This window comes from Chromobacterium sinusclupearum, from assembly GCF_002902845.1.
Lineage (GTDB): Bacteria > Pseudomonadota > Gammaproteobacteria > Burkholderiales > Chromobacteriaceae > Chromobacterium > Chromobacterium sinusclupearum.
Genome location: NZ_PPTF01000033.1, coordinates 36,553 through 48,662 on the forward strand (window position 1 = coordinate 36,553; position 12,110 = coordinate 48,662).

The following is a 12,110-nucleotide window of genomic DNA, read 5'->3' on the forward strand; positions in this document are numbered from 1 at the left end:
GATCCGCTTCACAAGGAAATAATAATGGCCATCTATGCAATCGGCGATATCCAGGGTTGCTTCGCTCCTTTTCAGAAGCTGCTGCGCCTGATCGATTTCAATCCTGGCAAAGACACCTTGTGGCTGACCGGCGACTTGGTCAATCGCGGCCCGCAGTCGCTGGACGTGCTGCGCTGGGTATTCCGCCATCAGGATCACGTGGAGATGGTGCTGGGCAATCATGATCTGCATCTGCTGGCGGTGTCGGAGGGGTTCGGCAAGCTGCATCGCGACGACACCATCGAGGACATTCTAAACGCCGCTGACGGCAAGGTCCTGCTGGACTGGCTGCGCTGCCAGCCGCTGATGCTGGAGGGGCATGGCTACGCCATGGTGCACGCGGGCTTGCTGCCGGAGTGGACCATTTCCAAGGCGCTGCGCTTGGCCGAGGAAGTGGAGTTCGGCCTGGCCAGCAATCGATATCGGGAATTCCTGGGCCGCCTGTACGGCAACAAGCCGACGCGCTGGAGCGACGACCTGAAAGGCGTGGACCGGCTGCGCATCATCGTCAACGTGATGACCCGCATGCGCTTCCTGACCCGCGACGGCGAGATCGATCTGAGTTACAAGGGCGAGTTGGACGGCGCGCCGGCCAATCTGGTGCCGTGGTTCGAGGCGCCGGGCCGCCGCCATGGCGGCACGCCCATCGTGTGCGGGCACTGGTCGGCGCTGGGCTTGCATCTGGACGAGGATATTCTGGCGATAGACTCCGGTTGCCTGTGGGGCGGCAGCCTGTCCGCGCTGCGGTTGGACGACCGCCAGCTGTTTTCCCTGCCGTGCGAGGCGTATCGAGAAGTCGCGCTGGCAGCGGGTAAATAGGGCTGGCTCAGGCGCCGGTTTCGCTGGTGGCCTGGCTAGCCGCCGCGGCCGGGGCCTCCAGCGCCAAACGCAAGCCGCGCGCCACCTCTGCGCGGGCGGCCTCGGCCAGCAGAAAGCGGTTGTCCAGGCCGGCATCGCCGGCCTTCAACGGCTTGCCGTAGCAGATTTCGACCTCGATTTCGGGGACGGACAGCACCTTTCCCATGCTTTGCAGCAGCGAAATCTCATCGATATAGGCCGCCTCCAGCAGCAGGCTGCCATCCGGGCGCTGGTAGCGCAGCGAGACCGGCTGCACCGTGCCGCCCGCCAGCAGGGCCGCCTCGAACAAGGAGGCCTTGAACGGCAACAGGCCGCTGCCATCCGAGGTGGTGGCTTCCGGGAATACGGCCATGCAGCCGCCGTTCTGCATCGCCTCGGCCAGAATCTGATTGACGCGGGAGGCGTCGCGGCGGTTGCCGCGATCAATGAACAGCGTGCCGGCGACATAGGCCAGCCAGCCGATCAGCGGCCAATCGCGAATCTCACGTTTGGCGACAAAGCGCGATACGGTGCAGCTGTTCAGCGCGATGATGTCCAGCCAGGACACGTGATTGGCCACCAGCAGCGTATTGGGCGGGTAAAAACCGGGATTGATGCCCTGAACCTTGATGCTGACGCCGAGTATCTTCAGCGCGTGCTGCGCCCAGCGGCGAGTGACGACCGCGCGCTCGGCCTGCGCCAGCCGGGAATAGCGGGTCGCAATGATGAACACGCCTACGGCAAGATGGCCAAGCAGGCGCAATACGCGGCCGCAGCGAGTGGCGACTGAGGTGGTAGCGGATGACTTCAAGGTTTTTTTAAGATTTCGAGTCTGAATGATGACAGGCCGCCACTCTATCACGGCTGGCACAGCGGGCAATAGTAAGAGCTGCGCTGGCCTTGGCGGATATGACGGATGGGGGTGCCGCAACGGCGGCACGGCGCCTCCTGGCGGTCGTACACCATATAGTTTTGCTGGAAGTAGCCGGGCTTGCCCTCGCTGTCGACGAAATCGCGCAAGGTGCTGCCGCCGGCATCGATTGCCCGCCGCAGCACGGCGCGGATTTCTGCTGCCAGCAGGTCGCATTCGGCGCGCTTGAGCGAGTTGGCAGGACGCGTCGGGGCGATGCCGGCGTAAAACAGCGACTCATTGGCGTAGATATTGCCGACGCCGACCACCACGTGGTTGTCCATGATGGCCAGCTTGATGGCGCTGCTGCGGCGCCGGATGGCCTTGAACAGCACCGCGCCGTCGAAGGCGTCCGACAAGGGCTCCGGCCCCAGGTCTTTCAATAGCGGGTGCAGCTCGATCGGCCCGACATGCCACAGCATGGCGCCGAAGCGCCGCGGATCGCGGTAGCGCAGCAGCTGGCCGTCCAGCAACAGGTCCACGTGGTCGTGCTTTTGCGCCGGCGCGCCGGACGCCATCACCCGCAGGCTGCCGGACATGCCCAGGTGAATCAGCAAGGTGCCGCTTTGGCATTCCAGCAGCAGGTATTTGGCGCGTCTGCGCACCGCGAGCACGGTCTCGCCGGCGAGGCGCTCGGCAAGATCGGGCGGCACCGGCCAGCGCAGCGAGGGGTTGCGCACGACCGCGCCGCGCAAGGTGCGGCCGGCGAGATGCGGCTCGACGCCGCGGCGGGTGGTTTCGACTTCTGGCAGTTCGGGCATGGTCTTCAATGCGAATCGGTAAATGGTGCAAACATAAAAACCGGACATGCTATTCTACGCGTTCAACAGGCTTTGAGCAGGCACCTTAGACTCCATGCGAATGAAACCGCTGAAACGAACCCTTCCATTGCTGCTGGCGCTGCTGCTGGCGGCATGCGCCAGCGTCAAGCCACCCGCGCCGTCGGTACCTCCAGTGCAGCAGAACGCCGCCGGCGATGACAACGCCAGCCAGGATGATGCCGCCAAGTCGGCGGATGCCGCGCTGCCCAAAGTGGAGCTGACGCCGGAAATCTTTTATGGCGTATTGGCCGGAGAGATCGCCGCCCAGCGCGGCGCCGCCGGTTCGGCTGGGCTGACTTATCTCGATCTTGCCCGTCAGACGCGCGACCCCAGGCTGGCGCAGCGCGCCGCCGAGTTCTGCCTGCTGTCCGGCCAGTTGAAAGAGGCGGCCGCGGCCTTGCGCTTGTGGATAGAACTCGATCCCGACTCTCTGCCGGCGCGCGAGCAGTTGTTCGTCACGTTGATGCGCAGCGGCGACCTGGCCGAGAGCAAGCCGCTGGCAGAGGAGCTGCTGCGGCGCGAACCTGCGCGCGCGCCGGCCATCTTCGTGCAATTGGCCAGGCTGAGCACGCGGCCGGACGGCGGCTCGGCCCGCGCCTATCAGATGGTCAGCGAACTGGCCGCCCAGTATCCGAACCTGCCGGAAGCGCGCTTCGCCGTGCTGGCCGCGGCGGCGGATAACGGCGACAAGGCCGCGGTGGACCGGGAGTTCGACCGCCTGGCCCAGATCGCCCCACAGTGGGATTTGCCGGTTGCCTGGCAGGTGGACCGTTTGCGGCGGCAGGATATGAATCAGGCGGCAGCGTTTTTGCAGCGCGAACTGGCGCGTCGGCCGCAGGCCAGCCTGGAACTGCAGATGGCTTATCCGCGGCTGCTGGTTGGCGCCAAGCGCTTTGTCGAGGCGCGAGCGGCGTTTGAAGCGCTATTGAAAGATTATCCGGATAATCCGGACCTGTTGTACGCCACCGGTCTGCTGGCCTATCAGATGCGCGATCTGAAAACCGCGTCGGATCGCCTGGAGCGGGCGCTGGCGCAGCGCCACCCTGAACCGGATTTTGTCCGTTTCACCCTGGGCCAGATCGCCGAAGACGACCACGACGCGGCGCGCGCCGCCAACTGGTATCGCCAGGTCGGGCCTGGCCAGCAGTATCTGCCGGCGCAGTCGCGGCTGGCGCTGCTGGAGGCCGGCGAGGGCCAGCTCGACGAAGCCTTGGGCCGCTTGGGCCTGCTGGGCAGCACGGATCAGGAAAAAGTGTCGGTGGTGCTGTTGCAGTCGCAGCTGGCGCGCGACGCCAAGCAGCCACAACGCGCGTATGAGCTATTGACCCAGGCGCTGCGCCGCCAACCGCGTTCCATCGAGCTGCTGTACGAGCGTTCGCTGGTGTCGGACATGCTGGGCAATGCCGGCAACGCCGAGCGCGATCTGCGTCTGATTCTCAAGGACAAGCCGGGCGATACCCAGGCGCTGAACGCGCTGGGTTACACGCTGGCCAATCGTACCACCCGCTACCATGAGGCCTATGGCTATATCGACAAGGCCCTGAAGGCGGAGCCGGACAATCCGGTGATCCAGGACAGCATGGGTTGGGTGTTGTACAAGCAAGGCAAGCTGGATGCGGCGCGCAAATATCTGGAAAAGGCCTACCACGCCATGCCCGATCCCGAGGTGGCGGCTCATCTGGGCGAGGTGCTGTGGCGTCAGGGCCGGCGCGACGAGGCGCAGCAGCTATGGGAGAAGGAACTGGCGGCGCATCCGGACCATGAAGTGATCACCGAGACCATGCGGCGGCTGGGGGCCAAGCGATGAAATGGCTGGCCTGCGCGCTGCTGGCCGTGCTGCTGACAGCCTGCGCCAGCCGCGAAGTGCCGTTCCGCGCCGCCCCGTCAGCGTCCGCCGCCATCGATACGCCGTTCAGCGTCAGCGGCCGGCTGTCTGCCAATCTGGACGGCAAGGGCCATGTCGCCAATTTCGACTGGCAGCATCAGCCGCCGCGCGACGAGGTGGCGATCAACTCGCCGCTGGGCAATACCGTAGCCAAGGTGCTGCGCGACGGCGATGGCGTGGTTCTGTTGGCGGACGGCAAGCGCTGGCAGGCCGACGACGTGGAGAGCCTGACCCGGCAAGTGATGGGCTGGCCGCTGCCGCTGTCCAATCTGGTATGGTGGATACGCGGCCTGCCGGCGCCGAACTTGCCCAGCCGTCTCGACGCCGACGGCAGCCTGGAGCAGCAGGGCTGGCGCATCCAATTCGTGCGCGACGCCGACGTCGATAGCCAGCACCCCAAGCGGGTGGAAATGCAGCGCGATGGCCTGACCGTCAAAGTGGTGGTGCAGAGCTGGCAGTGAGTGGTCCTGTTGCCCATCCGCAAAATACCCATTCAGATACAGATTCAAGACCGATATGCAGCATGCGTTTTACTCTTTCCCGGCCCCGGCCAAGCTGAATTTATTGTTGCACGTGGTGGGCAAGCGGCCGGACGGCTACCACCTGTTGGAAACGGTGTTCCGTTTCATCGATTTTGGCGACACCTTGCATCTGGCGGTGCGCGACGATGGCGAGATCGAGCTGTTGACGCCGACTGACGGCGTGCCGCCAGAGCAGGACCTGACGGTGCGCGCGGCCAGATTGTTGCAGCAAGAAAGCGGTTGCGCCCTGGGCGCCAGCATCAAGCTGGAAAAACGCACGCCCATGGGCGGCGGCCTGGGCGGCGGCAGTTCCGACGCCGCCACGGTATTGATCGCCTTGAATCGGCTGTGGCGCTTGAATTGGCCTCGCGAGCGGCTGCAGCAGCTCGGCTTGCAACTGGGCGCGGACGTGCCGGTTTTCATCTTCGGCCGCAGCGCGCTGGCGACCGGCGTCGGTGAGGTCCTGGAGCCGGTTTCTTTGAAGCCGGCCTGGTATTTGGTAATTCACCCACAGGTACATGTGCCCACCGCCGCGATATTCCGAAATTTTTCGCAGGGCATGTTGACAGGGCTTGGTCGCCTCGGCATAATGCGAAGCCTCGAAACAACGCAGCAACGCAGAAACGATCTGCAAGACGTTGTAACGAGAATGTTTCCAGCGGTGAATGAAGTACTGAGCGAACTGAAAAAATATGGTTCGCCGCTGATGACCGGCTCCGGAGCCTGCGTGTTCCTGGAGTTTCAGTCGAAAGACGAAGCCGATAAAGTTTACCGAGTGTTGTCGGAAAAATATCAGGGATTTGTTGCTGAAGGACTTGATGTCCATCCCCTGTTCGACAGCGCTGAATAAGGTTACTGGGGAGTCGCCAAGTGGTAAGGCACCGGATTTTGATTCCGGCATTCGTAGGTTCGATCCCTACCTCCCCAGCCAGGACTTTCTCCAAATAAGAGAGAGCATGAAAAAAGCGTGTAAGAATGCCTTACACGCTTTTTCTTTATCCAGCTAAGGCAAAGCGAATCATGGCGGCATACGACAGTTTGATGGTATTTACCGGTACGGCTAATCCGGAACTTGCTCAGAACGTAGTCAAACATTTGGATATCTCGTTGGGACGCGCCGATGTCGGCAAGTTCAGCGACGGCGAGGTGGCGGTGGAATTGCTGGAAAACGTGCGCGGCCGCGACGTTTTCATTCTGCAATCCACCTGCGCCCCGACCAACGACAATCTGATGGAAATCCTGACGATGGCCGACGCGCTCAAGCGCGCCTCCGCCGGCCGGATCACCGCGGCGATTCCTTACTTCGGCTACGCCCGCCAGGATCGCCGTCCGCGTTCCGCCCGGGTGCCGATCTCGGCCAAGCTGGTGGCCAATATGCTGACCAGCGCCGGCATCGACCGCGTGCTGACTGTCGATTTGCATGCCGACCAGATTCAAGGCTTCTTCGACATCCCGGTGGACAATGTTTACGCCACCCCGGTGTTGCTGAAGGACATCCGCGCCCAGCGCTTCGACGACCTGATCGTAGTCAGCCCGGACGTGGGCGGCGTGGTCCGCGCCCGCGCAGTGGCCAAGGCCCTGAACACCGATCTGGCGATCATCGACAAGCGTCGCCCGAAAGCCAATGTGGCCGAAGTGATGAACATCATCGGCGACGTATCCGGCCGCACCTGTCTGATCGTCGACGACATGATCGACACCGCCAACACGCTGTGCAAGGCCGCCAGCGCGTTGAAAGAGCGCGGCGCCGAGCGCGTGCTGGCCTATGCGACCCACCCGATCTTCTCAGGTCAGGCGGTGGATCGCATCAAGAATTCCGACATCGATATGGTGGTGGTGACCGACACCATCCCGTTGACCGCTGCGGCCAAGGCCTGCCCGAATATCCGGGTGGCCTCCATCGCCGGCTTGCTGGCCGAGACGCTGCGCCGCATCAACAACGAAGAATCGGTGTCCTACCTCTTCAATGAGGAACTGGTTGCGACGGGCGCTTGCCTGCCGTAAACATCGGGCCTGCTGGTCGCGGCGGGCCGGGTGCTTTTAATCTGAAACTGGAGTTTTGACATGTCTTACGAACTGATTGCTGCCAAGCGTGCTGATCTGGGTACGGGTGCGAGCCGCCGCCTGCGTCACGCTGGCAAACTGCCGGCCGTGGTATACGGCGCTGGCAAGGAAGCCGTTTCCCTGGAACTGGACCACAACACCATCTACCACGCCGTCAAGCACGAAGATTTCCACACCTCCGTGCTGGATCTGGTGATCGATGGCCAGAAGGAACAGGTTAAGGTTGCCGCGTTCCAAATGCACCCGTACAAACAGCAAGTGCTGCACATCGATTTCGCTCGTGTGTAATCCCTGCTGCCGTGCCGCCTGGCGGTAACGGTGAAGAGCCCGTTGTGCGCCCATGTGGCGGGCAGCGGGCTTTTTAATTTGGAATGACGACATGTCCGGCATCCGCCTGATTGTTGGCCTGGGCAATCCGGGCCCCGAATACGAAAAGACGCGCCACAACGCCGGCTTCTGGCTGGTGGACGAGCTGTGCTGGCAGTTCAAGGGCAACTGGCGCAGCGAAGGCAAGTTTCATGGCGACGTCGCCAGAATCCAAGTCGAAGGCCAGGACGTCTGGCTGTTGAAGCCGATGACGTATATGAATCTGTCCGGCCAGGCCGTGCTGGCGCTGGCGCATTTTTACAAGATACTGCCGGACGAGATTCTGGTGGTCCACGATGAGCTGGATCTTGCGCCTGGCGTCGCCCGCTTCAAGCAGGGCGGCGGCCATGGCGGCCACAACGGCTTGAAGGACATCGCGGCGCGGCTGAGCTCGCCGGCTTTTTGGCGCTTGCGGCTCGGCATTGGCCACCCCGGCGACAAGAAAGAAGTGGCCAACTTCGTGTTGAAGAAGCCGCGCGCCGAGGAGCAGCAGGCGCTGGACGAGGCCATCCTGGCCGCCTTGCGCGAGCTGCCGCGCGCCATCGCCGGCAAGATGGCCGAGGCGATGAAGACGCTGCACACCGAAGCGAAGTGATTGCGGGCTGGCGGTCCGCTGGACCGCCGCCATAATGGATTGAAATAGAAATTCTAGGAAGACAGCCATGAGTCTGAAATGCGGTATCGTCGGTTTGCCCAATGTCGGCAAGTCCACCCTGTTCAACGCGCTGACCAAGGCCGGCATTGAAGCCGCCAATTACCCGTTCTGCACCATCGAGCCTAATGTCGGCATCGTAGAAGTGCCGGATCATCGTCTGGCCGAACTGGCCAAGATCATCAATCCGCAGAAAATCCAGCCGGCCATCGTCGAGTTTGTCGACATCGCCGGCCTGGTGGCGGGCGCCTCCAAGGGCGAAGGCCTGGGCAACCAGTTCCTGGCCAACATTCGCGAGACCGACGCCATCGTCAACGTGGTGCGCTGTTTTGACGACGACAATATCGTGCACGTCGCCGGCAAGGTGGACCCGATCGCCGACATCGAGACCATTCTGACCGAGCTGGCGCTGGCCGACCTGTCCGCCGTGGAAAAAGCCATCACCCGCGAGGGCAAGAAAGCCAAGTCTGGCGACAAGGATGCCCGCGCGCTGATCGCGGTGCTGGACAAGCTGGTGCCGCACCTGAACGAAGGCAAGCCGGCGCGTTCGCTGGGCCTGTCCGATGAAGAGAAGGCGCTGATCAAGCCGCTGTGCCTGCTGACCATCAAGCCAGCCATGTATGTGGCCAACGTGGCGGAAGACGGTTTCAGCAATAACCCGCTGCTGGCCAAAGTGGAAGAATACGCGGCCAAAGAAGGCGCGCCGGTGGTGGCGCTATGCGCGGCGATCGAATCTGAAATCGCTGAGCTGGAAGATGCCGACAAGGCTGAATTTCTGGAAACGCTGGGTCTGGAAGAGCCGGGCTTGGACAGGCTGATCCGCGCCGGCTACAAGCTGTTGGGCCTGCAGACTTACTTCACTGCTGGCGTCAAGGAAGTCCGCGCCTGGACCATCCATATCGGCGACACCGCGCCGCAAGCGGCCGGCGTCATCCACACTGATTTCGAACGCGGCTTCATCCGCGCTCAGACCATCGCCTACGCAGACTTCATCGCTTACGGCGGCGAAGCCAAGGCCAAAGAGGCTGGCAAGATGCGGGCGGAAGGCAAGGAATACGTCGTGCAGGATGGCGATGTGATGAACTTCCTGTTCAATGTCTAAACATCGTTGTAAGATTTAATTGAAATAGCCGCATGGGAATGCGGCTATTTTGCAAATCCTGCCAGCCAAATGGGCTGGGTCAGTTTTAATATCAAAGTAGCATCAGATAGCAATATAAAGGTTCACCTAAAGTAAGGTAGTTGCTTGAAAACGATCGGATTCGCTTGGGGAAAATATTTTGCAAGATCGTGAAGATGAATTGGATCTGGCTCAGATTTGGGCATTTGTCTGTATCTGGTATCGCTGGTTGTTGTGCGGAGTGTTGGTTTTTGCCGTAGCGGCTGGCTTGATCGCCTGGAAGATGCCAAATCAATACGATAGCAAAACGCTGCTGTCGATTCCGGCGCCGGTAGGCGCGCAAGGCGGCATCGCCATTGCACAGGGCGCGACGACGTTGGATGGCCTGGTGGATCGTTTCGATCTGCAAAAGCGTTATCGAGTTGAGGGCGATAGGGAAGCCAAGCTTGAATTGTTGAATCGGGTGAAAGCGTCAGCCACTAAAGATGGTTTGCTGGAGTTGAGCGTGCGGGATCAGGATCCGGAGCAGGCCGCAAGCATTGCCGGCGCGCTGGCAGCCATAGTGCGGCAGCAGATTCTGGATAGCCATGCGACCGAGCAAAGCAAGCGTTTGTTCGTGTTGCGCGGGCGCTTGGACATCGCGCGCAAGGAGCTGGACAACGATGCGGGCGCCATTGAGAAAATGGGTTTGCGTAATCGCCTCAGTCTGGATGGCAACGCCGAACAAATCCTGATCGGTTTCGCTTCGCTCGATGCACAATACGCGCTGGGCGAAAAAGAAGGCCTGATGGGCAATTTGCTGCAATTGCGGGCCGAGTTGGAAAAAGGCAACTCCAGCCTGTATAAGCTGCCGGGCGAGCAGTTGAAATTGCTGCGTGATTTCTACTTCAACCGTGCTTTGGCCGATGAATTGCAACGACAGGTTCGAGTGGCGGAGTTGCAGGCCGCGCAGGATGTACAGGTAGTGCTGCCTGCGGTGACGCCGTTGGAGAAGGCGAGTCCCAGGGGGGGGCTGATAGTTGTGCTAAGCGCCTTGGCGGGCTTGTTCCTAACTACCTGCCTTTGCCTGCTCCTGCAATGGCGGCGTCAGCGGCAAGCGGAGCTTGCCAAGGCCTGAGGCTCAAGATTGCAATAGAACCCACTGCATGCAGTGGGTTTTTCTTTTGAGGGCGTAGGCTTGCTGTAAGTCAGAGAAGTCTGATATTCTTCATGTTAATGTTTTTAACATTCTAAATAAAAAATTGTTATATGAATATTCGACTGCCTCTTACTGCTTTACTTGTCCTGCTTGCCATGCCTGCCGCGATGGCGGCAGGTCTGCTGGATGCCGTCAAACAGCGCGGCACATTGAAGATCGCATTGGAGGGGACTTATCCGCCGTTCAACTTCAAGGACGCCAAGCAGCAGTTGACCGGCTTCGACGTTGAAATCGCCAGCGAGATCGCCCGTCGCATGAAGGTCAAACCGGAATTCACTGCGGCTGAGTGGAGCGGCTTGCTGGCTGGCCTGCAGAGCGGCAAGTTCGACATCGTGGTCAACCAGGTTGGGCTGACGCCGCAGCGCAAGGCCGTGTTCGATTTCAGCCAGCCGTATACCTATTCCAGCGCGCAGCTGATCGTGCGCAAGAACGAAACGCGAAACTTCAAGAGCTTGGCCGATTTGAACGGCAAGAAGCTGGGTGTAGGCCAGGGCAGCAACTATGCGGATATGGCCAAGGCGGTGGCGGGCGTGCAGGTGAAGACGTATCCGGGCGCGCCGGAATACTTGCAGGATCTGGCTACCGGCCGTTTGGACGCGGCGCTGAACGACAGCCTGTTGATTCCGTTTGCCATCAAGCAGGCTAAACTGCCGCTGAAGGCCGGCGCCCCGGTTGGCGAGGTGGCGACGATGGCGATTCCGTTCGCCAAAGGCAATCCGCAATTCAAGGCGGCGATCGATCAGGCGCTGAGCGGCATGAAGGCAGATGGCACGTTCAAGAAAATCTCGCTCAAATGGTTCGGCATCGATGTTTCTAAGGCGCCGGCAGTAGCCAAGCAGTAATTCCGTAGCGGAATCAGGATGGATGAGACGCCCCTGCGCAGCGGGGGCGTCGCCTTTATGGAGGGGATGGCATGAGCGATTGGATGGCTCTGTTCGAGGCGGCGCTGCCGGTGATGCTTAAGGGCGCTTGGCATACGGTGCTGTTCGCAGTGGTGGCGATGGCGCTGGGGCTGGCGCTGGGTTTCATGGTGGCGATGGTGCGGGTAGCCAGGGTGCCGCTGCTGGCGCAGCTGGCGGCGTTTTACGTCAGCGCGATGCGCGGCACGCCGCTCTTGGTGCAGATCTTCGTCATCTACTATGGCTTGCCCGGCGTGGGCTTGGAGCTGGACCCGGTGCCGGCCGGCGTGCTGGCGCTGACGCTGAACGTGGCGGCTTATCTGTCGGAAAGTTTGCGCGGCGGCATCGCCGGGGTAGCCAAGGGCCAGTGGGAGGCGGCGTTTTCGCTAGGCTTCACCTGGTGGCAGACCATGCGCCACATCATCGCGCCGCAGGCTCTGCGCTTGTCAGTGCCCAGCTTGTCCAATAGCCTGATCTCGCTGATCAAGGATACTTCGCTGGTATCGGTGATCACGGTGACCGAACTGATGCTGGCCACCAAGGAAGTCATTGCCCAAACCTTTCAGCCGCTGCCGCTTTACCTCGCCGCCGCGGCCATCTACTGGGCGCTGAGCGCGCTGTTCGAGCGCTTGCAGCGCCATGTGGAGAACCGGCTCAATCTGGCGCACCAGCGCTGAGGCCGTGGAGCATCAAGAAAAAAGCCCCGAGATTCGGGGCTAATGTGATGGTCAGCCCGACTCAACCGCCCTGCTGGCGTAGCTAGCAGGGCGGTTTCCCTTTCTGCGCAGGAGGTTCTCA

The 12,110-nt window shown here is 61.5% G+C and carries 13 protein-coding genes and 1 tRNA gene; 12 read left to right on the forward strand and 2 right to left on the reverse strand.

Going from position 1 to position 12,110, the window contains the following annotated elements; translation table 11 throughout:
- Nucleotides 1-24 precede the first annotated feature (24 nt).
- Nucleotides 25-858: a symmetrical bis(5'-nucleosyl)-tetraphosphatase gene (locus tag C2134_RS09725; RefSeq protein ID WP_043623116.1), complete on the forward strand. Its 834-nt coding sequence runs from the start codon at nt 25-27 to the stop codon at nt 856-858.
- Between the two features lie 7 nt (nt 859-865).
- Here the strand turns inward: C2134_RS09725 and C2134_RS09730 are convergent, their stop codons facing one another.
- Both C2134_RS09730 and mutM read right to left on the reverse strand, forming a co-directional pair.
- A complete protein-coding gene (locus C2134_RS09730; protein WP_103319609.1) occupies nt 866-1,687 on the reverse strand; it encodes a lysophospholipid acyltransferase family protein in 822 nt (273 codons plus the stop codon).
- Between the two features lie 47 nt (nt 1,688-1,734).
- Nucleotides 1,735-2,547, reverse strand: coding sequence for a bifunctional DNA-formamidopyrimidine glycosylase/DNA-(apurinic or apyrimidinic site) lyase (mutM, locus tag C2134_RS09735; RefSeq protein ID WP_103319636.1), 813 nt, complete (start codon nt 2,545-2,547; stop codon nt 1,735-1,737).
- Between the two features lie 100 nt (nt 2,548-2,647).
- Here mutM and C2134_RS09740 point away from each other — a divergent pair, with 100 nt between their 5' ends.
- The 11 genes from C2134_RS09740 (at nt 2,648) to C2134_RS09790 (ending at nt 11,989) form a co-directional block, all read left to right on the forward strand.
- Nucleotides 2,648-4,414 (forward strand): tetratricopeptide repeat protein, encoded by a 1,767-nt coding sequence (locus C2134_RS09740; protein WP_233196407.1) that lies wholly within the window; start codon nt 2,648-2,650, stop codon nt 4,412-4,414.
- Nucleotides 4,411-4,953, forward strand: a complete 543-nt coding sequence (lolB, locus tag C2134_RS09745) for a lipoprotein insertase outer membrane protein LolB (protein WP_103319613.1) — start codon at nt 4,411-4,413, stop codon at nt 4,951-4,953. The genes C2134_RS09740 and lolB overlap by 4 nt, the downstream gene beginning before the upstream one ends.
- A 55-nt stretch (nt 4,954-5,008) precedes the next feature.
- Nucleotides 5,009-5,863, forward strand: coding sequence for a 4-(cytidine 5'-diphospho)-2-C-methyl-D-erythritol kinase (gene ispE / locus C2134_RS09750; RefSeq protein ID WP_103319615.1), 855 nt, complete (start codon nt 5,009-5,011; stop codon nt 5,861-5,863).
- Between the two features lie 6 nt (nt 5,864-5,869).
- Nucleotides 5,870-5,944 (forward strand) — tRNA-Gln (locus C2134_RS09755).
- Nucleotides 5,945-6,033: 89 nt separating this feature from the next.
- Nucleotides 6,034-7,017, forward strand: coding sequence for a ribose-phosphate pyrophosphokinase (locus C2134_RS09760; RefSeq protein WP_021478224.1), 984 nt, complete (start codon nt 6,034-6,036; stop codon nt 7,015-7,017).
- A 60-nt stretch (nt 7,018-7,077) separates the two neighbouring features.
- A complete protein-coding gene (gene rplY / locus C2134_RS09765; RefSeq protein ID WP_103319616.1) occupies nt 7,078-7,365 on the forward strand; it encodes a 50S ribosomal protein L25 in 288 nt (95 codons plus the stop codon).
- Nucleotides 7,366-7,456: 91 nt separating this feature from the next.
- A complete protein-coding gene (gene pth / locus C2134_RS09770) occupies nt 7,457-8,038 on the forward strand; it encodes an aminoacyl-tRNA hydrolase (RefSeq protein WP_103319618.1) in 582 nt (193 codons plus the stop codon).
- Nucleotides 8,039-8,105: 67 nt separating this feature from the next.
- The gene (gene ychF, locus C2134_RS09775; RefSeq protein WP_103319620.1) at nt 8,106-9,197 is read left to right on the forward strand and encodes a redox-regulated ATPase YchF; all 1,092 of its coding nucleotides are present in this window, start codon (nt 8,106-8,108) and stop codon (nt 9,195-9,197) included.
- A 178-nt stretch (nt 9,198-9,375) separates the two neighbouring features.
- Nucleotides 9,376-10,332 (forward strand): GumC domain-containing protein, encoded by a 957-nt coding sequence (locus C2134_RS09780; protein ID WP_103319621.1) that lies wholly within the window; start codon nt 9,376-9,378, stop codon nt 10,330-10,332.
- A 188-nt stretch (nt 10,333-10,520) separates the two neighbouring features.
- A complete protein-coding gene (locus tag C2134_RS09785; RefSeq protein ID WP_233196408.1) occupies nt 10,521-11,255 on the forward strand; it encodes a transporter substrate-binding domain-containing protein in 735 nt (244 codons plus the stop codon).
- 71 nt (nt 11,256-11,326) lie between these two features.
- Complete coding sequence (locus C2134_RS09790; protein ID WP_103319624.1) at nt 11,327-11,989, forward strand: amino acid ABC transporter permease; 663 nt, start codon at nt 11,327-11,329, stop codon at nt 11,987-11,989.
- The last annotated feature ends 121 nt before the right edge of the window (nt 11,990-12,110 follow it).